The following is a 21,625-nucleotide window of genomic DNA, read 5'->3' on the forward strand; positions in this document are numbered from 1 at the left end:
CAGGCAGACGGCCATCGCGATGGGCATGGCGACGTCGCTCCTGGGCATGGCAGCGCTCGGCACGGCACAGGCCCAGGAGCCGGTCACCGTCACGATCGGCTGGGCGCCGCCGGACATCACCGGCGTGTTCAAGACCGCCACCGACTTCTTCGAGAAGTCGGCGCAGGACGCCAAGGCGCATGGCTTCAACGTCGAGGTCATCACCCGCGCCCCCACCAGCCATCTGGCGTTCGCCGACCAGGTCGCGATCATCGAGGACTTCATCCAGCGCCGGGTCGACGTGATCGCGGTCTCGCCCTCGGAAGTGCAGACGGTGCGGTCCGCCCTGGCCGCGGCCGGCGAGGCCGGCATCCCGGTGATCGTGGTGAACCTCTTGGAGCCGATCGAAGGCCTCGACATCGCTTCCTATATCGGCTTCGACAATACCCAGGGCGGCATGGTCAGCGCCTATTCGGTGGCCGACTATTTTGGCGGCCCGGGCGTGCTCGGTGCCGGCGAGAAGGTCGAGGTGAAGCCCGGCGATTATCTCGACCTGGAGTTCTGGCAGAAGACTTATGCCGACCTGCCCGAGGAGGAGCGGGCCAAGATCAAGGCCAAGGGCGTGATCATCGAGGGTGTCGCCGGCGGCTTCTTCTCCACGGCACGGCTGAGCGGCTTTCATGAAGTCATGAAGCAGTTCCCGAACGTGGAGATCGTGGGCAACCCGTGTGCTGCCGACTGGAACCGCGAGAAGGCCACGCGCTGCACTGAGGACTTCATGCAGAGCGCCGGGCAGGATCTGGACTTCATCTGGGCCGCGTCCAACGAGATGGGCCTGGGCGCCATGCTGGCGCTGGGCAACGCCAACCGCCTGCAGCTGGCCAACGAGCCGCATGAATCGGGCTCGGGCAAGGTCGCGGTGTTCACCAACGACGTGACACCGGAATCGGTCGACCAGATCGCCAACCACCGGCTGATCGCCGAGACCACCCACGGCTTTGCCGACTGGGGCTGGTTCGGCACCAAGTTCGCGGTGCAGCTGGCCTGCCAAGTGGAGACCCCGACCCAGTTCGACATCCGCCCGCGCACCGTCTACGTGGACAATGCCCGCGAGTTCTATCCAGACCCGCAGCTCCCCGACATCGACTGGGACACGATCCGCGCGAACTGCAAGAAGGCCGGCTGAGCGGCCTCGCTGTTTGCTCGTCATGGCCGGGCCTGATCCGGCCATCCAGCCTGACGGCTCCGTTGCCTGGATGGCCGGCTCAAGGCCGGCCATGACAAAAATAATACCGTCTCCTGGAACAGTCCGTGACCGCGACCGTCCTCCGCCCGTCCGCCGCACCCCCCGCCGGCGCGCCGGTCCTCCTGCGCCTGGAATCGATCGAGAAGGCCTTCGTGGGCGTGCGGGCGCTGAAAGGCGTCTCGCTGGAGCTGCTGGCCGGCGAAGTCCAGATGCTGCTGGGCGAGAACGGGGCCGGCAAGTCGACGCTCATGAAGATCCTGGCCGGCGAGTACGCGCCGACCGCCGGGCGGATTGTGGTGCGCGGCCGCGAGGTGGCAGGTCTCACCCCGGACAGTGCTAAGGCGCTGGGGATCGGCCTGATCCATCAGGAGCTGAGCCTGGTGCCGGCTCTTTCCGTTGCCGAGAACATCTGCCTCGGCCGCATGCCGACCAACCGGTTCGGGCAGATCGACTGGAAGCGGGCGCACGAGTTGGCCGCTGAGGCGGTCGGGCGCCTGGGTGTTGCGATCGATCCGGGCGCGGAGGTCGGCCGCCTGCAGATCGCCGAGCAGCAGCTGGTCGAGATCGCCCGGGTGCTGGAATGGAACCCGGAGATCCTGCTCCTGGACGAGCCGACCTCAGCCTTGTCCGATGCCGAGCGCGAACGCCTGTTCGCCGTGATCCGCCGCCTGAAAGAACGCGGTGTGGGCATGATCTACATCTCGCACCACCTGGCCGAGATCCCGATGATCGCCGACCGGGTCACCGTGCTCCGGGACGGCAGCGTGGTCGGCACGATCCTGCCGGACGAGGCCGACGAGGACCGCTGCATCTCCATGATGGTCGGCCGCTCGCTGGAGGACCAGTTCCCCAAGCCCGTCGTGGCCAAGGGCGCGCCGGCCCTGGAGGTGGCGGGCCTGAGCGCCGGCAAGACGCTCCAGGACCTGTCCTTCACCCTCCATCAGGGCGAGATCCTGGGCATTTTCGGCCTGATGGGTGCCGGACAGGAGGAAGTTGCCGCCGCTTTGTTCGGCCTGCAGAAGAGCCGGGGCCGCATCCGGATCAATGGGCAGGACCGGGGGATCCGCACGCCGGCGGACGCGATCGCGCAGGGCCTGGGCCTGCTCACCCGCGACCGGCGCCAGAGCCTGGTGCCGATGCTCACCGTGGGCCCCAACCTGTCGCTGCCCTGGCTCAGCAACCGCTCGCCCTGGTCGGCCCTGCAGCACCGGCGGGAAAGCGAGGAGGTCCAGCGCTACATCGCCGACCTGAAGATCCGCCCAGCCACCACCACCACGCCGGTCCGCTTCTACAGCGGCGGCAACCAGCAGAAGGTCATCCTGGCGCGCTGGATGTCGAGCGGGGCCAGCATCCTGGTGTTCGACGAGCCGACCCGCGGCATCGATGTCGGCGCCAAGGCCGACGTGTTCGCGCTGATGGGCGATCTCGTGCAGCGCGGCATGTCCGTCCTGATGATCTCGTCGGAGCTCAACGAGCTGATCGGCATGGCCGACCGCGTCCTGGTGATGCGCGGCGGCCGGGTCTCGGCCGAGCTCGGGCGCCACGAGCTGAGCCAGGAAGCCCTCCTGCGCCACGCGAGCTGAAAGAACCAAGATGGCCTCCCAGCGATCCCTTCCCTCCGCACCCGGCGGTGCCGGCACCCGCTACCGTGACCTCCTGCTGCGCGGCGGACCGTTCATCGCGCTCGTGATCCTGTGCGTCTTCCTGTCGATGGCCACGCCGCACTTCGCGACCCTCGACAACATGTTCAACATCACCCGCCAGTCGGCGTTCACCGCGATCCTGGCGGTGGGCCAGACCTTCGTGATCCTGACCGGCGGCATCGACCTGTCGGTGGCGGCGGTGGCGGCCCTGTCCGCCTGCGTGACCACGGTGCTGCTGACCACGCCACTGGTCCTGTTCGGCTACGATTTCGGCATTCTGCCGGCACCGCTCGCCATCGCGATCGGCTTAGGGGTCGGCTGCGCCTGTGGGGCGCTCAACGGCTGGATCATCGCCCGCTTCAAGATCCCGGACTTCATCGCCACGCTCGGCACCATGACCGTGCTGCGCGGCGTGGCCCTGATCGTCACCGACGGCCTGCCGGTCCCCTCCTTCCAGTCGATGTCGAGTGGCGCCGCCCTGCCGTCCGCCCTGATCCAGGCCGGCAGCGGGTCTGTGCTGGGCATCCCGATCAGCGCCATCATCGCGCTGATCGTGGCGCTCGCCGGCTTCTACATCCTGCGCTACCGGGCACTCGGCCGCGCGATCTTCGCGGTCGGCGGCAACCGGGAGGCGGCCAGGGTCGCCGGCATCGACATCGGCCGCACCAAGATCATGGCCTACATGATCTCCGGGCTCACCGCGGCCATTGCTGGCCTCATCATGGTCGGCCGGCTGAACTCGGCCAACGCGCTGATGGCGGACGGCGAGGAGCTGCGCTCGATCGCGGCGGTGGTGATCGGCGGGACCAATTTGTTCGGCGGCGAGGGCGGCGTGATCGGCTCGCTGGTGGGTGCGGTCATCATCGGCGTGCTCAACAACGGCCTGAACCTGCTCAATGTCAGCCCGTTCTGGCAGCGGATCGTCCAGGGCCTGGTGATCGTGCTGGTGGTGATCTTCGACCAGTGGCGCCGCCGCAAGACCGCCGGCGGCAATTGACGGCGGGGCGGACGGTCCTGCTCGCGCGGAGCCTCGAGCGCACGCTGGAGGCACTCGTGGCGAGGTTCCACGCCGATCCGCCGCCGGGGCCGGTCGAGGCCTGGCTGTTCGAGGACCGGGCAGCCAGGGCGCAGGCCGAGGCCCGGCTGGCCGACCTGGGCATCGCTGCCCGCATCCGCCCGGCCTACAAGCCGTTGCTGGCCTTCTTTCGCGAGGAGGCGGACCTGGCCGGGGTCCGCAGCGCCGTCGTCCGCTATCCCCGCCATCCGGAGGCCCACCCGGACCGCTTCCTCCTGGAAACCTACCCGCTCGCCATGCTGCTGCCGGACGTGGCGGTCCGGTTCGAGCCGGGCGGCGCCGGGCTGACCTACGAGGTGGAACTGCACGGGCGGGACGGCAATTGCCGGCGGCATCGCGTGTTCGCGCCGAATGTGGTCCAGGCCAGCAGCTTCGGCCGGCCCGTGCTCGTCACCTCCGGCTGGCTGCGCATCACCGGCAGTACCGATGGGCCACTCGACACCGAGTACGCGACCCTGTTCCGGCAGGCACTCGATGCGGTGCCGGCCACGGGCGTGCCGGCAGCGCGGCTGGAGATCCGGGCCGACATCGCGGCGGGGGACGAGCCGCTCGGCTGGGGCGACGAGGTCCTGAGCCTGGCGGAAGCACTGCACGAGGACCTGTTCTTCGCGCTACGCGAGCGCTTCCAGGCAGGGGGCGGCGGGAACCGGTCGCTGCAGATCGTGCCGGACATCCGCGCCGGTTCGGCGGCGACCAGCCTGCGGATCATGGCCGACCCGCCGGACGATCCGGGAGAGGCTGCGGGCCCGCGGCCGGCACCGCTCGCCTCGGCGGAGCGGCCGCTGCCGCTCGCACAGGTGCAGGCCGCACTCCGGGCAATGGGTAGACGAGTATTCCAGACGCGCTCGGTTCAGGGCCGCCTGGTCCCCTGGCTCTACCGGCCGGGCAGCGCCGCCCCGGTCCTGATAAGCGCCGCCCAGCACGGCAACGAGACCAGCGGCGTAATCGGCGTGTTGCGCGCCGCTGCAGTGCTGATGCGGCAGAAACGGGCGCATTTCGCCCTGATCCCGGTCGAGAATGTCGACGGCTATGCGCTGCACCAGCGGCTGATCGCCCACAACCCGCACCACATGCACCATGCCGCGCGCTACACAGCGACCGGCGCCGACCTTTCGGCCAGCCGTAACGAAGAGCGGCTGGCCAGGCTCTCGGCACTACAGCACTCTGGTGCGCGGCTGCATCTCAACCTGCATGGCTATCCCGCACACGAATGGACCCGGCCCCTGTCCGGCTACCTGCCGGCGGGCTTCGAGCAGTGGACGATCCCAAGGGGCTTCTTTTTGATCGTCACCCACCATCCGGGCTGGCGCCGGCTGGCGGTTCGGCTGATGGCGACCCTGGCCCGGCGGCTGGGAGCGGACCCGGCGCTGGCCCTGGCCAATGCCCGGCAGCTCGCCGCCCTGCGCCAGCATTCCAACGCCCAGCCGTTCCGGGTGATCGCCGGCGTCCCCTGCTTCCTGACCGAGGGCCGCCATCACGAGGCGCCGCTGACGGTGATCACCGAAGCACCCGACGAGACCGTCCATGGTGCCGAATTCCGCCGCCTGCATACCGCACAGATGCGGGCGGTCCTCCATGCGGTGGCGATCTACCAGAAACTGTGCCGGCCTAACCGGAAGCAGCACCGCCCCCGGCCTCCAGGGGGGTCGCGGCCCGTTGCGCCACGTCGTAAGCCAGGGTCGGCGCGCGCTTGCCCTTGAGCTCCAGGGTGAGCGGCCGGGCAGTCAGCTCTGCGCCCACGGATTCGCCCAGTGCCTCGAACGTGGCGCTGCTGACCAGGGTCTGGCCGCGGCCGGCCACCCCGCAGAGCCTGGCCGCGAGGTTCACCGCGTCGCCCAGCACGGTGTAGTCCATGCGGGCAGCGCTGCCCATGGCACCCATGATCACCTCGCCTGAGTTGATCCCGATGCCGATCGACAGGTCCCATTCCGGCCGCTTGGCACTCAGCTGCGCCATCTTCGCCTGCATCGCCAGGGCACACGCCACTGCCCGGCGCTCGGCCTCCTCGCCGGTGAACACCGCCAGGATCTCGTCGCCCACGAACTTGTCGATGTCGCCCTGGTACTCCTGGACCAGGCCCGCCAGGTGCTGGAAGTAGAAGTTCAGCACCTCGACCACGAGGGCCGCCTCGTGCTGCTCGGCAAAGGCGGTGTAGCCGCGGATGTCGCAGAACAGCATGGTCGCGCGCCGGCGGGTGCCGCCCAGCTCGATCGCATCGTCGCGGGACAGGCGGATCGCCGCCATGGTGCCGCCCGATACGAACCGCTCCAGCTTCAGCCGCTCGGCCAGGCCCACGATCATCTCATTCATGCGCCGGGCGAGGTCGCCGATCTCGTCCTTGAGATGGACGCCCCGGACCACGCGCACCGACAGGTTGCCGCGGCCGACCTCGGTGGCCACCCGATCGATCTCCAGGATCGGCCGGCTGATCAGGAAGGACAGCACGACTGCCCCCAGCACCGCGACCGCCAGACCCACCATGCCCCACCAGAGCAGGCTGCTGGTCATCTTGGCGACCGCCAGATAGGCGTCCCGTTCCGGCCGCTCCACCAGCACCGTCCAGCGGAACGCCCTGGGGAAGGCATAGGCGCCGAGCATCACCTGGCCATCCGGGCGCGCATAGGGTTCGACGCCCAGGGAGCGCGAGGTCGAGGACAGCAGGCTGAGCGCCTCCGCCACGATCGGGTAGCGGTGCAGGTCGGCACGGTCGGCATGGAGGACCTGGCGGCCCCGGTCGTCGACCACGGTGATGGTGCCGGTCCGGGCGAACGGGTTGCCGGCGATGATCTCGCTCAAACGCCGAAGGTCGACCCGGGCCGACAGGATCGCCGCCTGGCCGGCGAGCGGATTGTTCAGCGGCAGGACGATGGTGGCCAGCCAGTCATCGGTCTCGGCGACATGGGCCACCTCCGGCGCCACGATGTCGCCGGCCTCCGCAGCGGCCTGGATGTCGGCCGGGGCCACGCGCAGCACGGCCAAAGGCTCCAGCCCGACATTGGTCAGCCGCTGGGTGATGTCGTCCTTGGTCACCAGGAGCGGCAGGTCGGCCTCGGCCAGGGTGATCTGCAAGGCGGCGATGTCGGGGATCGCGGACAGGCCCAGGGTCAGAAGCGAGATCTTCTCCTCGACCCCCAGCCGCTCGTCGTCCAGCGCGTTGCGGATCAGCAGCAAGGGACCGAGCCAGCTCCGCTCGAACATGTCGTTGATCTCGCGGGTCAGCTCGGTCGCGACGCCCAGGAGCTGCTCGTTGGCCGAGCTCTTCAGCTCGTCCTGGCCGATCCGGATCATGGTCTGGGCCGCCACCAGAATCGGCAGGACCGCGATCGCCACCGCGAACAGGAGGAGCTTCCAGCGCAGGGTCAGCCGCGGCATCGACGGTCCTCCGGCCGGTCAGGGGCGGGCCTGGACACGGACCTCGACCTGCTCCACCGCCTGGCCGCAGGCGAGCCCGGTGCCGTCGCTGGCGGTCAGGCGCACCGGATAGACCCCGGGCTCCGCGAACCGGTGTCGGACCCTGTCGCCGGCCAGCACGCTGCCGTCGCCCAGCTCCCAGCGGAAGGTCAAAGGCGCGCCGTCCGGATGGCTGGAGCCGGAAGCATCCAGCAGCAGCCGGTCATGGGCGCCGCCGACGAACCCGGTGCGGTCGCCTGCGATCGCGACCACCGGCGTGGCGTTGACCCGGACCCGGGCGACGCTCGTGGCGGTGGCACAGCTCGAGCCGGAATCGTCGGTCACGGTCAGGCGCACGTCGTAGAGGCCGGGCTCGGCGAAGCGGTGGCTGACCTCCGCACCCTCGGCGGTGGCCCCGTCGCCAAAATCCCAGTGGTGGCGCACCAGCTTTCCGTCCCAGTCGACCGAGCCCCGGCCGTCCAACCGGACATCCTCGTCCGGGCAAACCAGCCGGTCCGGCCCGGCGATCGCGCGCGGCTGGCGGTTGACCCGGAACGGCAGCACCGCCTGGGCCTGCGCGTTCTTCAGGCCGCTGCGGTCGTCCACGGCCAGCGTCACCTCGTAGAGGCCGGGTGCCGCGAAGCTGTGGGTGACGTCACTGCCGGCAGCCGTGGCACCGTCGCCGAAGTTCCAGGCGAACTGGCCGAGCTCGCCATCGCCATCCTTCGAGCCGCCGCCGCCAAAGCGCAGCGGCTCGCCGGGACAGGCGGAGGCGGGGGCCGCGATCACCGGCTCCGGCTCGTGGTTGACCATGATCTCGGCCGTGTCGCTGGCCTGGCTGTTCGGCAGGCCCATGTCGTCGGTCACGGTCAGGGTGACGAGGTGGCGACCGCCCTTGCGGAAGCTGTGCCGCGCGTTGATCCCGCTGGCCGTAGTGCCGTCGCCGAAGTCCCATCGATAGGCGACGATCCCGCCGTCCGGATCGTGCGAGCCGCCGGCATCGAACAGGATCTCCTCGGCCACCGCGGCGGCCCGGTCCGGGCCGGCATCGGCCACCGGCGGCGCGTTGACGGTGATCGGGTGGCTGGCGGTGATGGTGCTGCACGCCTGGATCCCGCCCTCGGTCTCGAGGGTCAGCCGGGCCACGTAGCTGCCGGCCTTGGCATAGCGGTACTCGACCACCGGGCCGGTGGCGGTCTCCCCGTCGCCGAACGCCCATTGCCAGCCGGTGATGCGGCCGACCGCGGTGGTGGAGGCACTGGCATCGAAGCGCACCGGTGCGCCCGCCCCCACCCGGTCGGGTGCCGCGATCCGAGCCGCCGGCGCATCCACCACCCGCACCTTCATCTCGTCGGTGTTGGTGCTGGCGCACTGGCCGAGATCGTCGCCGTCGATGGTCAGCATGACCCGGTACTCGCCGGGCTTGCTGAATACATGGACCGGCCGATCGCCGCCGCCCGTGCTGCCGTCGCCGAAATCCCAGGTGAAGCGATTGACCACCCCATCCGCGTCGCGCGACCTGGAGCCGTCGAACACCACTTCCGACCCGGCGCAGGCGAGCTGGTCGGGCCCGGCATCCGCGATCGGTGATTCGGTGACCCGGACCAGCACGCGGTCCGTGTGATGGTTGGCGGCAAAGCCGGAATCGTCGGAGACCGTGAGCGTCACCGGGTAGACCGCACCGGTCAGGTAGGTCTTGGTCGGGTTGACGATGTCGGCGCCGGTCCCGTCGCCGAAATCCCAGCGGTAGCGGAGCACGCCGCCTTCCGGGTCCTGCGAGCGGCTGGCGTCGAACACCATGATGTCGCCGGCACAGGCCTCGCGGTTGCCCCCCGCATCGGCCACGGGCGGACGGTCGATGGTGACCGTGATCCCCGCCACTGCCCTGGCGTTGCTGAGCCCGGTGCCGTCGTCGACGGTGAGCAGCACCGGGTAGACGCCGCCCTCTGCATAGGTATGGGCGACCCGGACGCCACCTATCGGCGGCGAGCCGTCGCCGAAGTCCCAGAGATAGACCAGGGGGTCGCCATCCGCGTCGGCCGACAGGGAGGCGTCGAACCGGACCGTGTTGTCCGAGGCGAACTGATCCTGGCCAGCATGGGCGACCGGCTGGTGGTTGATCCGGATGACCACCTCGTCCTGGTCGCTGCCGTTGGCGGCACCGCTGCCGTCCGTGACGGTCAGCCGGGCGCCGTACACGCCGGGCTCGCCATAGCTGCGGGTCACTTTCGGCTCGACCGCCGGCTCCGCAGCGTCGCTGAACGCCCAGAGATAGCCGGCGATTCGGCCGTCCGGGTCGAACGAGTTGCCGCCATCCAGCACGACCGGGTCGCCCGGTGCCGCCAGCACGTCCGGGCCGGCCTTGGCGATCGGCCGGGCGTTGATCACGACCTTCGCCTTGTCGAAGTCGACCGCGTCCGGCTGGCCGGTATCGTCCTGGACGGTGAGCTGCACGTCGTAGACGCCGGCTTTGGTGAAGCGGTGGGTGACCTCCTCGCCAGAGGCGGCGGTGCCGTCCTTGAAGTCCCAGTGATAGGTGGCGATGTCGCCGTCCGGGTCGATCGAGCCGGAGCCGGAGAAGCGCAGCTCCTGGCCGGGCGCACCCAGCAGGTCCTGGCCGGCATCGGCGATCGGCGCCTGGTTGACCGTGACGTGCAGCGAGTCGCCGGCACTGCTGCGCCGCGTGCCGGAATCGTCGGTGACGGTGAGCCGGACCAGGTAGCGGCCGGGTGCCTGATAGACATGGACAGGGGCCGGGCCCTCGCCGGTGGCACCGTCGCCGAACGCCCAGAGATAGCGGACGATCCGCCCGTCCGGGTCGACCGAGCCGCTGCCGTCGAAGCGGACCTCGCTCGCGGTGACGCGCTGGTCGGGGCCGGCCTCGGCGACGGGCGGGGCGTTGACCGTGACGGTGAGCCGGTCGCTGGCCTGGCTGGTGGCGCTGGCCGAGTCGTCGGTGACGGTGAGCGTCACCTCGTAGGTGCCGGGATGGTCATAGGCGTAGCGCACCACCTGGCCCTGGCCCCTGCCCCCGCCGCCGAAATCCCAGTCGTAACGGACCAGCCGGCCGTCACGGTCGGCCGAGCCGCTGCCGTCGAAGGTCAGGACCTCGCCGAGTGCCGCCCTGCGGCTCTCGCCTGCCACCGCCACCGGCGGGTCGTTGACCAGAACCTGCATGACCGCACTGGTCCGGCTGTTGGCGAGCCCGGCGGCATCCGTCACCGCCAGCGTCACCGTATAGCTGCCGGGCGCGGCATACTGGTGCTCGACCACCGGCCCATTGGCCCGGGTGCCATCGCCCAGGTCCCAGGTCCAGTCCTGCACCTCCCCGTCCACGTCGAACGAGCGGCTGCCGTCCAGCCGGACCGGCTCGCCCGCGGCGACGTGGCGGTCCGGGCCCGGCACCGCCACCGGCGGCGCGTTGACCTGGACCACGAGCTGGTCAGCCGAGCTGTCGCAGGCCCCCGGCTGGTCGTCATGGACCGTCAGGGTCACGACATAGGTGCCCGAGCGCTCGAAGACGTGCGATGGCGTTGGGCCGTCCGCCCGGCCGCCGTCCTGGAAGTCCCAGCCATAGCTCGCGATCGGACGATCGCCCGGCCGGGAGGCCTGGCCGTCGAAGCGCACCTCGGTGCCAGGCGCCACCACCATGTCGGCGCCAGCGTCCGCGACGGGCGGGCGCTTGACCGTCACCTCGAACGGCAGGGCCGCACCGTTGCCGACTTGGTCCGAGCCGTCCCGCACGCGCAGCGCGCCCCGATAGATGCCGGGGCCGGGATAGCGGTGGACGACGGCCTCGCCCGAGGCGGTGGTGCCGTCGCCGAACGCCCAGGCGAAGTCCAGCCTGCCCCCGTCCGGATCGCTGGAGCGCCCGGCATCGAAGGCGATGGCCGAGCAGTCGGCCAGCGGCGCATGGTCCACGGCCGGCAGGGGCCGCCCGTTGGGCAGTGCAGCCCTGGCCGGCAGGCGCAGCGGCAGCGTCCGGCCATCCTCGTCCTGCACCGACAGGGTCAGGTCGTTGGGCATCTCCTGGCCGCCGGACAGGACCAGGGCCGCCAGGCTCCGCCGCTCGTCCGAGAGCAGCTCGACCGTGTCCGATTGCCATTCGTCCTGCCCGGACGGTGCCAGCTCGACTGTGCGGTAGGTGCTGGTGAACGCGACCCGGCCCGCTGCCGCGTCGAAATTGCCGATCGTGAGCCGCTCGGCATCATCCGGGACGGCGAACACCAGTTCCGTGGCGCGCTGCTGGTCAGGGATACGCACGGTGGGTGCCTGGTCTTCGGCCAGCAGCCCTTCGGGCGGCACGTCGCGTCGATCGCGCAGACTGAGCGTGGCTAGAAAGCCGTTGCCGTCGTCGCCGGTGAGCCCGGTCACCTCCAGGCGGAACACGTAGCGGCCACCCACATGGTCGCCGGCATCGGCCGAGAAGCGCGCGAGCGTGCGCCAAGCATTGTTCGCCGCGACATCCTCCCCGAGGACCGCCTCGCTCAGCAGCGTGCCGGCAGCACTCGCCTCGTCGCCCGGCGAAGCGGCCGGCCCGGCGGCACCCTTGCCGCCATAGATCCGGTAGCGGACCTGCGTGTCCCAGCCGGACCCGTAGCGGGTGTCATGGGCGCCGCCGGCATCGGCGTCATGGACCCGCAGGAACAAGGGTCCGGTGACGCTGTCCGGAACGCTCAGGTGGATCACCTCCCGGTAGTCCTGATCGCCCTCGGCGGTGCGCGCCCCGGGGCCATAGACTACCGAGAGCGGTTCCGCCGCCGCAGCCCCGCCGGCGAGGCCGCTCGAGAAACAGAAGGGGACCAGCAGGCACAGGGCCAAAGGCCAGGGCCGCAGCTTCGGCCACCGGGCAGCTTGCTTCATGTCCCCTCCCCAACGGCCTCAGCGGCCCAGCGAAAACCGCGCCTTGTTGCCAGCGTAATCCTCGATCTCGACTTCCCGCAGCTCGGCCGACCCGGCCGCGTCCGGCGGCAGCAGCACGGTGGCGGCATAGGTGCCGGGTACTGCGCCCAGCTCCAGGAACTGGTCATACTCGACGCCCGCCACGCGCAGCCGCGCCGGTGCCAGCTGGCGCAGCCCCGAGGCGTCCTTTGCCTGGACCTCCACCCGCAGCGGCTGGCCGGGTCTTGCCCGCGGCGGGCTCACCCGATAGCCGACCAGCTCCGGTGCCTGCTGATCGAGCCGGACCTCGAAATCCGCCACCCGCACATTGCCCACGAGATCGGTGGCCTCCAGCCGGAGCCGGTTGATCCCGGGCACCAGCGTCACGGTCTGGTCGAACGTGTCATCGATCAGCTGGACCGGCTGGCCGTTCAGGCTCAGCGTGGTCGCTCCCTCCGCCTGGCCGCGCAAGGGCAGCCATTCCACCGCGGTGATCGCGGGCGGCGGCAGGTCGAGCCCGATCAATGGCGGGTCGCGGTCGAGGCTGACGGTGATGCCGTCCCGGCTGGTGCGGCCCGAGCGCTGCACCACCTCGATGCCATACTCGGCCGTGCCGGCGGCCACCGGCACGTTCAGGGTGAAGCGGCCGTCCTTGTCGGCATAGGCGGCCTCGCGCAGGGGCAGACCTGCCGCCCGCAGCAGCAGCCTCGCACCGGGCAGGGTGCTGCCCGTGAGGGAGACTGCATCCTGGCGGGTGACGAAGTGCCGGGGCGAGAGCTGCGGCAGGCCGGCATCGAAGCGCAGCACGTCCGCCTCGTCCGGCACGAAGCGGTAGGCGCGCAGGCGCTCGGTGACGTTGCCGGCAGGGTCGGTCGCCTGGAGGCGGACCTGGCCGTTGCCCGGCGTCAGCGCGACCTCGGTGGCGAAGCTGCCGTCGCCGGCTACCGCCACCGATAGGCCATCCACGAGGAGCCGGGCGCCCGGTTCGGTCTGCCCGCGCACCGGCACCGGTGAGCGGGTGAGGGCCACATGCTCCGGCGGCTCGGTGACTGACAGGAAGGGCGGGGCCTGGTCGACCCGGACATGGAAGCGCCAGGTGGCACCGCGCTCGCCCGGCAGACCGAACCTGTCCAGGGCGGCGACCCGCCAGTAATAGGTGCCGACCGCCAGTTCGCCGGTGGCAAAATCCGTGTCCTTGAGCCCCCAGCGGCTGAGCTGCATCCGCTGGAAGCCCGGGTCGTGCGCCAGCTCCAGCCAATAGCCGGCCGCGTCCTCGACCGGCGCCCAGCGCAGGCCGACATCGGCGGTGACCGTCTGGCCGTTGTCCGGGGGTGCCAGGAGGACGGTTGCGGCACGGATCCCGACCTTGTCGCTCGGCCGCTGCCCGGCGCGCACCAGGGTCGCCTCGTTGCGGCCGAGCGCCACCTCCCGGCCGTTGGCCGCGACGCGCAGCACCCCGTCGTCGTAATTGGTGAACTTGGAGCCGCTGCCGTCATGGCGGACCCAGAAGCTGCGCGACTGGACGTCGGTCTCGACCTCCGGCACCTGCAGCTCGAAGCGCTTGCGCGGGCCCTGGCCGCTCAGCAGCGCATAGAAGTCGCCCTCGGCCAGGCTGACGCTGGCCTCCTCGGTGCGGCTGAGCGGGTCGGTGCGCATCCGCCGGATCACCGCCTGCGAGTTGGCGTTCAGGCGCAGCCGGCTGTCGTCGCGGAACGTGATCTGGGCGGACGAGCGCGACAGCGTCCGCACCTTCTCCTCCTCGATCAGCACCGCATCATCGGCCCGGTCCGACCAGACCAGCTCCTGCGGCGTGCGGCCCTCCACCCTGCCCTCGCGATCGGTCAGCCGCGCCTCGGCCGGGCTGTCGCGCCCGGCCGCCACCAGTTGCATGGCCGCCGACGCGGCCTGCCTGGCCTCGCCGGCAGCAGCGGCGGCACCGGCCCAGTCCCCCGCCTTGCGCTTGGCGACGCCCGCATCGTAGCTGGCGATCCCCTGCTCGATCTCGTCCGGCGCGAACAGGCGGGCACCTTCGGCCGTGGCCCGCTGGATCGCCGCCAGCGCCTGGTCCAGCGCGCGGTCGGCCGCGGCGATGGCACCGGCCGGGATCACCAGCTCCATGCCCGGGCGCACGTCGGCGGGCGAGCGCAGCTCGTTGGCGCGCAGGATCTCGGTCCAAAGATCGGGATCACCCAGCTCCGCCTTGGCAATGTCGCGCAGGCTCTGCCCGTCCTGCACCCGGACCCTGGTTTCCTGGGCGCTGCCCGCCGTTGTGTTCGCCTGTGCTGTCATGACCAGGAGGCCGGTCAGCAGGCAGCGCCACGCCCGGGCTCCGCGCGCGCTAGCCACCTTCCGTCATCGTGGCGGCCGCCGTCACCGACGGCACCACTCCCCCGCTGCCAACCCCAATCGTCACGATCTCCCGGCTTCTCGCTGTGCAGTGGCCGGATGGACCGGATCGTCACCGGTCCAGGAAACAATCAATGATCAATCCGCGCTAATTTAGCCGTCATGGCGCGTCACAACAAGTATCTTGCCCGCCATGGGCCATCCGGCGGACTCCAACCGCTCGAAAACTGTCTGACCGCGGGAACTACGGCCATGATCATTACTGCACTACATCCAGCCTTCTGGAATGAAGCCTCCACTCCGCTATCCACCGATCATGCCATGTGGAAGACGACCGCAACCGCAACATCGGGCGATGTTTGGGAGATCCGGCGGATCAAAGCAGTGAGTCCCGCACAAGTTCATTACACACGTGGATTTCAGGAGAACGTGTCGTCGGCCGGTGCAGGATGGTTGTCCGCAGAGCGCCAAGGCAGGCCTTGGGGATGCGACAAGTCGACCACTCGATCCATGACGGAAGTGGTTGCCAATGGCATTTCGGCGTCCCACGCCGCAACTCCGGTGCAAGCGCAGCAAACGCTTGAACTTCGCCGGGCAACCCTGTCTGGCCCAAAGTGATTGCGTCAGATAGGTGGCTTGGCTAGCCTCGAAGAGGCGCCTGGGGTGACTTGCCCGGGGGCTTGAGCCTCCACGCAGGTCATCCAGCAGATCCAAGAAAAGCCAGTATAAGAAGGAGGGAGGAAGGAAACGAGGCACAGCCCGAGGCAAGGTCTCGATGCAGCGGCCGGGCCCGGCGCGCCGATCACGGTAGTTGTTGCCTTATCAAAAGAACTTACAGGGAAGGCCAAACCATGCGTCGTTTCACGATCGCAGCACTCGCGGGCGTTGCGTCACTCGTTACGTTTGCCGCCAGTGCCAACGAAGAACTCGCCAAGATGGCGGAGAATCCCAAGAACTGGGTCATGCCGACCGGCGACTTCGCCAACACCCGCTATTCGGCACTCGATCAGATCACGGCGGAGAACGCGGACCGGCTGCAGGTGGCCTGGACCTTTTCCACGGGCGTGCTGCGTGGACACGAGGGCGGGCCGCTCATCATCGACGGCATCATGTATGTCCACACGCCGTTCCCGAACAATGTCTACGCGCTCGACCTGAACAATGACGGCCGGATCCTGTGGCGCTACGAGCCCCGTCAGGACCCGTCGGTGATCCCGGTCATGTGCTGCGACACGGTCAATCGCGGCGTAGCCTATGGTGATGGCAAGATCATCCTGAACCAGGCCGACACCACGGTGGTGGCGCTCGACGCCAAGACCGGCGAGGTGGTGTGGACCGCCAAGAACGGCGATCCCAGCAAGGGCGAGACCGCCACCGCCGCCCCGTTCGTGGTCAAGGACAAGGTGCTGATCGGCATCTCGGGCGCCGAGTTCGGCGTGCGCGGCCACATGACCGCCTACAACCTGTCCGACGGCAAGATCGCCTGGCGCGCCTATTCCGTCGGGCCGGACGAGGAGATGCTGGTCGATCCGGAGAAGACCACCGAGCTCGGCAAGCCGATCGGCAAGGATTCCAGCCTGAACAGCTGGGAAGGCGACCAGTGGAAGATCGGCGGCGGCACTACCTGGGGCTGGTTCTCCTATGATCCCGAGCTGAACCTGATCTATTACGGCACCGGCAACCCCTCGACCTGGAACCCGTCGCAGCGGCCGGGCGACAACAAGTACTCGATGACCATCTTCGCCCGCGACCCCGATACGGGCATGGCCAAGTGGCTCTACCAGATGACGCCCCACGACGAGTGGGACTATGACGGCGTCAACGAGATGATCCTGGCCGATCTCGACTTCGACGGCACCACCCGCAAGGCGCTGGTCCACATGGACCGCAACGGCTTCGGCTACACGATGGACCGCGAGACCGGCGAACTGCTGGTCGCCAAGAAGTACGACCCGGTGGTCAACTGGGCGACCGAGATCGACATGGACAAGAACTCGCCGACCTATGGTCGGCCGAAGGTCGATCCCAGGTACTCCACCCACCAGGCGGGCGAGGACACCAATGTCACGGGCATCTGCCCGGCGGCACTAGGTTCCAAGGACCAGCAGCCGGCGGCGTATTCCCCCGACACCGGCCTGTTCTACGTGCCGACCAACCATGTCTGCATGGACTACGAGCCCTACCGGGTGAGCTACACCGCGGGCCAGCCTTATGTCGGCGCGACTCTGTCCATGTACCCGCCTCCCGGCGAGACCCGGATGGGCAACTTCATCGCCTGGGACGCAGTCAAGGGCGAGATCGTCTGGTCGGTGCCCGAGCAGTTCTCGGTCTGGTCGGGCGCGCTCGCGACCAAGGGCGGAGTGGTCTTCTACGGCACGCTGGAAGGTTATCTGAAGGCGGTCGACGCCAAGACCGGCAAGGAGCTGTACAAGTTCAAGACCCCCTCCGGGATCATTGGCAACGTCACCACCTATGAGCATGGCGGCAAGCAGTACATCGCGGTGCTCTCGGGCGTTGGCGGCTGGGCGGGCATTGGTCTCGCGGCCGGCCTGACCGAGCCCACTGCCGGCCTCGGTGCGGTCGGCGGCTATGCGGCGCTTAGCGACTATACGGCGCTGGGCGGCCAGCTCACCGTGTTCGGCCTGCCCGACCAGGTGACCTCGGCGAACTGATCCCAGCACGACGATCGCGGGCCGGCCTGGCAGCCGGCCCGCTTCCGTTTCCCCCGAGGAGGAAAACTTTTGGCGATGGCTCACGGTGCAAGGGTCCTCTGCGCGCTGGCGCTCGCCCTGGTCTCCGGCCTGGCGCTGGCCCAGGACGGGCCGGCGAAGAAGGACGGGTCGGGCGATCCGACGGCTGTCAGTGAGGACAGCGGCAAATGGTATGACGCCGAAGGCAACCCGACCTTCAAGGTCGAGGAGGACGGCACGGTCGACTGGTACACCTATTCCGGATTTCGCCGCTATCACGCCGAATGCCATGTCTGCCACGGGCCGGCCGGCGACGGCTCGACCTATGCGCCGGCACTGACCAGGTCGCTCCAGGCCATCAGCTATGCCGACTTCATGGAAGTCGTGGTGAACGGCCGGATCAACGAGTCGACCGCGCAAGAGAACGTCATGCCGGCGCTCGGCACCAACCCGAACGTGATGTGCTACCTGGACGACATCTACGTCTACCTGCGCGCCCGGGCGAACGGGGCGGTGGACCGGGTGCGGCCGGCCAAGCGCGCCGACAAGCCCGAGGCGTTCGCCGAGGCGGAAGCGGCCTGCATGGGGCACTGATGCGACCTACCATGATGCGCGGCCTGGCAGCGGCACTCCTGGCCGTCCTGCTGCTGGGCCTGCCGTCCGCCGCGGCGCAGGACGGCCTGCCGGACAGCGCCGACCTGTCGCTGGAGCTGATCGACCCCGAATTCCTGCGGGTCTGCGCCGATCCGAACAACCTGCCGTTCTCGAACCAGCAGGGCGAAGGCTTCGAGAACAAGATCGCTGAATTGCTCGCGGCCAAGCTCGGCAAGCAGGTGGACTATACCTGGTTCCCGCAGGTCACCGGCTTCGTTCGCAACACGCTGGGCGCGCACAAATGCGACGTGATCATCGGTTACCCGCAAGGCGATGAGATCGTCCAGAACACCAACCCCTACTACCGCACGAGCTATGCCCTGGTCTTTGTGCCCGGCAAGGGCCTGGACGGGATCGAATCCCTGGCCGACCCTCGCCTCGGCCAGGCGAGAGTCGGCGTGGTCGCCGGCACCCCGGCCGGTGACCACCTGGTCCGCCATGGCCTGATCGACCAGGTCCATTCTTACCCGCTCCTGGTGGACACGCGGGTCGATTCGGCCGCCCGTTCGATGGTGACCGACCTCCAGGCCGGCACGATCGATGTCGGGATCCTCTGGGGGCCGCTGGCCGCCCATTATGCCCGAGGTGCGGACCCGAAGCTGCAGATGGTGCCGCTCCTCCGAGAACCAGACCGCCCGCGCCTGATCTACAACATCACCATGGGCGTGCGCGCCTCCGACCAGGAATGGAAGCGGACGCTCAACCGGCTGATCCGCGCCAACCAGAAGGAGATCGACGCAATCCTGCTGGACTACGGCATCCCGCTCCTGGACCAGCGCAACCGGCCGATCGCCGCGCCATGACCGGCGCAGCGCGGCCGGCCCGCCGGCGCTAGCCCGCCGCTACCACGAAGCGGTCGGTGAAGGTCTTGCCCAGGTCGATCTCGGCGCTGGCGAGCTCGGGATCGAACTGCTGGAGCATGTTGTAGGCGCTCTGCATGCCGTCGGGCGGGATGATCCCGGTCTGGCTGTAGGTTTCCTTGCTGGCCGCGACCGCGCGCAGGTAGAGGTCCTTGTCGCCCAGGTAATAGGCCTCGGGCACCGTGGCCACGACGTCCTCGGGCGAGGCCGTCGCCAGCCAGTCCAGCGACTGCTTGAACGCAGTGACGATCGCCTGGACCGTGTTCGGGTTGGCCTCGATGAAGTCGGTCTTCAGGTAGACCACCGCGGCCGGGTTGGAGCCGCCGAAGATCTCCCGGGTGCCGGCCTCGGTGCGCGAATCGGCCAGGATCGTGATGGCGTTGTCGGCTTCCAGTTTGGAGATCACTGGGTCGAGGTTGGCGATCGCCTCGATCTCACCCTGCTGCATCGATGCCACCGCGCTTAAGCCCGCACCCACCCCGATGAACGCCGCCTGCTGCGGGTCGGCCCCCGCCTTGGCCATCAGGTAGTTGACGAAGAAGTTGGTCGACGATCCGGGTGCAGTCACCCCCACCTTGCGCCCGGCCAGGTCGGCGGGCGATTTGATCTCGCCGGCGAGATCCTTCCTCACCCCCAGCACGATCCCCGGGAACCGGCCGAGCTCGATCACCGCCTGGATGGGCTGGCCCTTGGCCTGCATCCGGATGGTATGCTCGTACGCACCGGTCACCACGTCCACCGAGCCGCCGATCAGCGCCTGCAGCGACTTGGCCCCGCCACCGAAGTCGTTGATCGTGACGTTCAGCCCCTGCTCCTCGAAGAAGCCCTTCTGCTCGGCGATGGTGAGCGGCAGGTAGTAGAGCAGCGGCTTGCCGCCCACGCCCAGTGCCACCGAGGCTTGCTCGGGCGCGGCCGCGCGCGCCGGCGCCAGACGGAGGGCAGCGGCACCGGCCAGAGCGGCGCCCAGTATCGTTCTGCGGGTCGTCATGAGCCTGTTCCCTGATTCTTGTTGCCGGTCCTCGTCAGCTGGTGGCAGTCGCCGGTGCCGGCCGCCACACCAGCAGCCGCTTCTCGATCGCCGTGACCACCGCGTCGAGCAGGATCACGAACACGGTCAGCACTAGCATGCCGGAGAACACCCCGGTCACGTCGAACACGCTCTCCGCCTGCTGGATCTTGTAGCCGAGCCCGCCGGCCGAGCCGAGATACTCGCCCACCACCGCGCCCACGAGCGCAAAACCCACCGAGGTGTGCAGCGACGAGAACATCCAGGTGAGCGCCGCCGGCCAGTAGACATGGCGCATCAACTGGCGCTCGTTCATGCCGAGCATCCGGGCATTGGCCAGCACGGTCGGGCTGACCTCGCGCACGCCCTGGTAGACGTTGAAGAACACGATAAAGAACACCAGGGTGAAGCCCAGCGCCACCTTCGACCAGATGCCGAGCCCGAACCAGAGCGCGAAGATCGGCGCCAGCACGACCCGCGGCAGCGCGTTGGCCGCCTTCACATAAGGGTCGAACACCGCCGCCAGCAGTGCCCGGCGCGCGAACGCAAATCCTAAGAGGATCCCGCCCGTGGCACCGGTGGCGAACGCCAGCACGGTCTCCAGCAACGTGATGCCGAGATGGCGCCAGAGCTCCCCGCCCGCCAGGTCCTTCCAGGTGCGCGCCAGCACGTCCAAAGGAGTGGAGAAGAAGAACGGGTCGAGCAGCTTCCGGCCGCCGATCGGCACGGTGGTCAGCACGTGCCACAGGAGGAGGAAAGCCAGCGCCACCAGGAGCTGGAGGGCCAGGAGGACGGCGCGGTTCACGGTGCCGCCTCGCCCTGAGCATAGGCGCGCTGCACCTCGGCCCGTAGCGAGCCCCAGATGGTGCGGTGGATGGCATGGAATTCCGGGTCGAGCCGGATCTCGGCGATGTCGCGCGGCCGGGCTAGCGGGACCGGATGGTCGCCAATCAGGCCTGCCGCCGGGCCGGCGGACATCACGATCACCCGGTCGGCGAGGGCGATCGCCTCCTCCAGGTCGTGGGTCACGAACAGCACGGCCTTGCGGTCGGCCGCCCACAGGTCGAGCAGGAGGTTGCCCATGATCTGCCGGGTCTGCGCGTCCAGCGGCCCGAACGGCTCGTCCATCAAGAGGATCTCCGGGTCGCGGATCAGGATCTGCGCCAAGGCCACACGCTTGCGCTGCCCGCCGGAGAGCATGTGCGGGTAGCGGTCGGCAAAGCCCTTCAGCCCCACCCGGCCGAGCCACTCCAGGGCGCGCGCCCTGGCCTCGCCGCGCCCGATCCCGGCCGGCTCCAGCGCCACCGCGACATTGTCCAGCGCGGTCTTCCACGGCATCAGCGCGTCCTGCTGGAACAGGTAGCCCGCCCGGCGATTGAGACCCGCGAGCGGGGTGCCGAAGATCCGCACCGTGCCGGCCGAGGGCTGGAGCAGGCCGGCTGAGGCATTGAGCAGGGTGGACTTGCCGCAGCCGGTGGGCCCGACGATCGCGACGAACTCGCCGGCTGCCACCTGCAGGTCGATGCCCTGCACCGCCCGATAGGTCGACCGGTCGCTCAGGGTGAAGGCGATCGCGATGCCTGCCAGCTCGACCGCCGGCGCGCCTGCGTCCCGAGAACCCGTCATGCGCCTCCCCGTGGCTCGAGTCCTGGTTATGCCGCGGCGATCAGGGTGCGCAAGCCCGGCACGGGGCCCTGTCAGGGAACGGACAGCCGGGCCCGGTACTTCGCACTGAGGCGGCCCGCGCCGCGGAGGAGGCTATGAAGTGGTGCAGAACGCGCTGGCGGATCATGCCTGGTGGCAGCACGGGGTCGTCTACCAGATCTATCCGCGCTCGTTCCAGGATGGGAACGGC

At 69.3% G+C, this 21,625-nt stretch carries 13 protein-coding genes; 7 read left to right on the top strand and 6 right to left on the bottom strand.

Annotation, left to right across the window (positions count from 1 at the left end; all coding sequences use genetic code 11):
- The first annotated feature begins 19 nt into the window (after positions 1 to 19).
- The 4 genes from EQG76_RS28265 to EQG76_RS28280 all read left to right on the top strand — a co-directional run bounded on the left by EQG76_RS28265 (position 20) and on the right by EQG76_RS28280 (position 5,643).
- A complete protein-coding gene (locus EQG76_RS28265; protein WP_159718434.1) occupies positions 20 to 1,165 on the top strand; it encodes a sugar ABC transporter substrate-binding protein in 1,146 nt (381 codons plus the stop codon).
- 125 nt (positions 1,166 to 1,290) lie between these two features.
- The gene (locus EQG76_RS28270; RefSeq protein ID WP_159718436.1) at positions 1,291 to 2,808 is read left to right on the top strand and encodes a sugar ABC transporter ATP-binding protein; all 1,518 of its coding nucleotides are present in this window, start codon (positions 1,291 to 1,293) and stop codon (positions 2,806 to 2,808) included.
- Positions 2,809 to 2,818: 10 nt separating this feature from the next.
- On the top strand, positions 2,819 to 3,865 hold the full coding sequence (locus EQG76_RS28275) for an ABC transporter permease (RefSeq protein WP_159718438.1): 1,047 nt from the start codon (positions 2,819 to 2,821) through the stop codon (positions 3,863 to 3,865).
- 56 nt (positions 3,866 to 3,921) lie between these two features.
- A complete protein-coding gene (locus EQG76_RS28280; protein WP_159718440.1) occupies positions 3,922 to 5,643 on the top strand; it encodes a M14 family metallopeptidase in 1,722 nt (573 codons plus the stop codon).
- Here the strand turns inward: EQG76_RS28280 and EQG76_RS28285 are convergent.
- From EQG76_RS28285 to EQG76_RS28295, 3 genes are read right to left on the bottom strand one after another with little or no spacing between them, the layout of a single operon-like run.
- A complete protein-coding gene (locus tag EQG76_RS28285; protein ID WP_159718442.1) occupies positions 5,552 to 7,315 on the bottom strand; it encodes an adenylate/guanylate cyclase domain-containing protein in 1,764 nt (587 codons plus the stop codon). The two genes, EQG76_RS28280 and EQG76_RS28285, sit on opposite strands and share 92 nt — an antisense overlap.
- 18 nt (positions 7,316 to 7,333) lie before the next feature.
- Entirely contained in the window at positions 7,334 to 12,196 is a 4,863-nt protein-coding gene (locus EQG76_RS28290) for a PKD domain-containing protein (protein WP_159718444.1), read from the bottom strand.
- An 18-nt stretch (positions 12,197 to 12,214) separates the two neighbouring features.
- Positions 12,215 to 14,560, bottom strand: coding sequence for a FecR domain-containing protein (locus EQG76_RS28295; protein WP_159718446.1), 2,346 nt, complete (start codon positions 14,558 to 14,560; stop codon positions 12,215 to 12,217).
- Positions 14,561 to 15,411: 851 nt separating this feature from the next.
- Between EQG76_RS28295 and xoxF5 the strand changes: the two genes are divergently transcribed.
- From xoxF5 to EQG76_RS28310, 3 genes are all read left to right on the top strand, one after another.
- A complete protein-coding gene (gene xoxF5 / locus EQG76_RS28300) occupies positions 15,412 to 17,232 on the top strand; it encodes a lanthanide-dependent methanol dehydrogenase XoxF5 (protein ID WP_159718448.1) in 1,821 nt (606 codons plus the stop codon).
- A gap of 75 nt (positions 17,233 to 17,307) precedes the next feature.
- Positions 17,308 to 17,844 (top strand): c-type cytochrome, methanol metabolism-related, encoded by a 537-nt coding sequence (locus EQG76_RS28305; protein WP_159718450.1) that lies wholly within the window; start codon positions 17,308 to 17,310, stop codon positions 17,842 to 17,844.
- A complete protein-coding gene (locus EQG76_RS28310) occupies positions 17,844 to 18,707 on the top strand; it encodes a substrate-binding domain-containing protein (RefSeq protein WP_159718452.1) in 864 nt (287 codons plus the stop codon). The genes EQG76_RS28305 and EQG76_RS28310 overlap by 1 nt, the downstream gene beginning before the upstream one ends.
- Positions 18,708 to 18,735: 28 nt before the next feature.
- On the opposite strand, the gene EQG76_RS28315 is transcribed toward EQG76_RS28310, so the two are convergent.
- From EQG76_RS28315 to EQG76_RS28325, 3 genes are read right to left on the bottom strand one after another with little or no spacing between them, the layout of a single operon-like run.
- Positions 18,736 to 19,752: an ABC transporter substrate-binding protein gene (locus tag EQG76_RS28315; protein WP_159718454.1), complete on the bottom strand. Its 1,017-nt coding sequence runs from the start codon at positions 19,750 to 19,752 to the stop codon at positions 18,736 to 18,738.
- A gap of 34 nt (positions 19,753 to 19,786) precedes the next feature.
- A complete protein-coding gene (locus EQG76_RS28320) occupies positions 19,787 to 20,575 on the bottom strand; it encodes an ABC transporter permease (RefSeq protein ID WP_159718456.1) in 789 nt (262 codons plus the stop codon).
- On the bottom strand, positions 20,572 to 21,396 hold the full coding sequence (locus tag EQG76_RS28325; protein WP_159718458.1) for an ABC transporter ATP-binding protein: 825 nt from the start codon (positions 21,394 to 21,396) through the stop codon (positions 20,572 to 20,574). The genes EQG76_RS28320 and EQG76_RS28325 overlap by 4 nt, the downstream gene beginning before the upstream one ends.
- Between the last annotated feature and the right edge of the window lie 229 nt (positions 21,397 to 21,625).

It is taken from the genome of Geminicoccus flavidas (genome assembly GCF_009806515.1).
Taxonomy (GTDB): Bacteria; Pseudomonadota; Alphaproteobacteria; order Geminicoccales; family Geminicoccaceae; genus Geminicoccus; species Geminicoccus flavidus.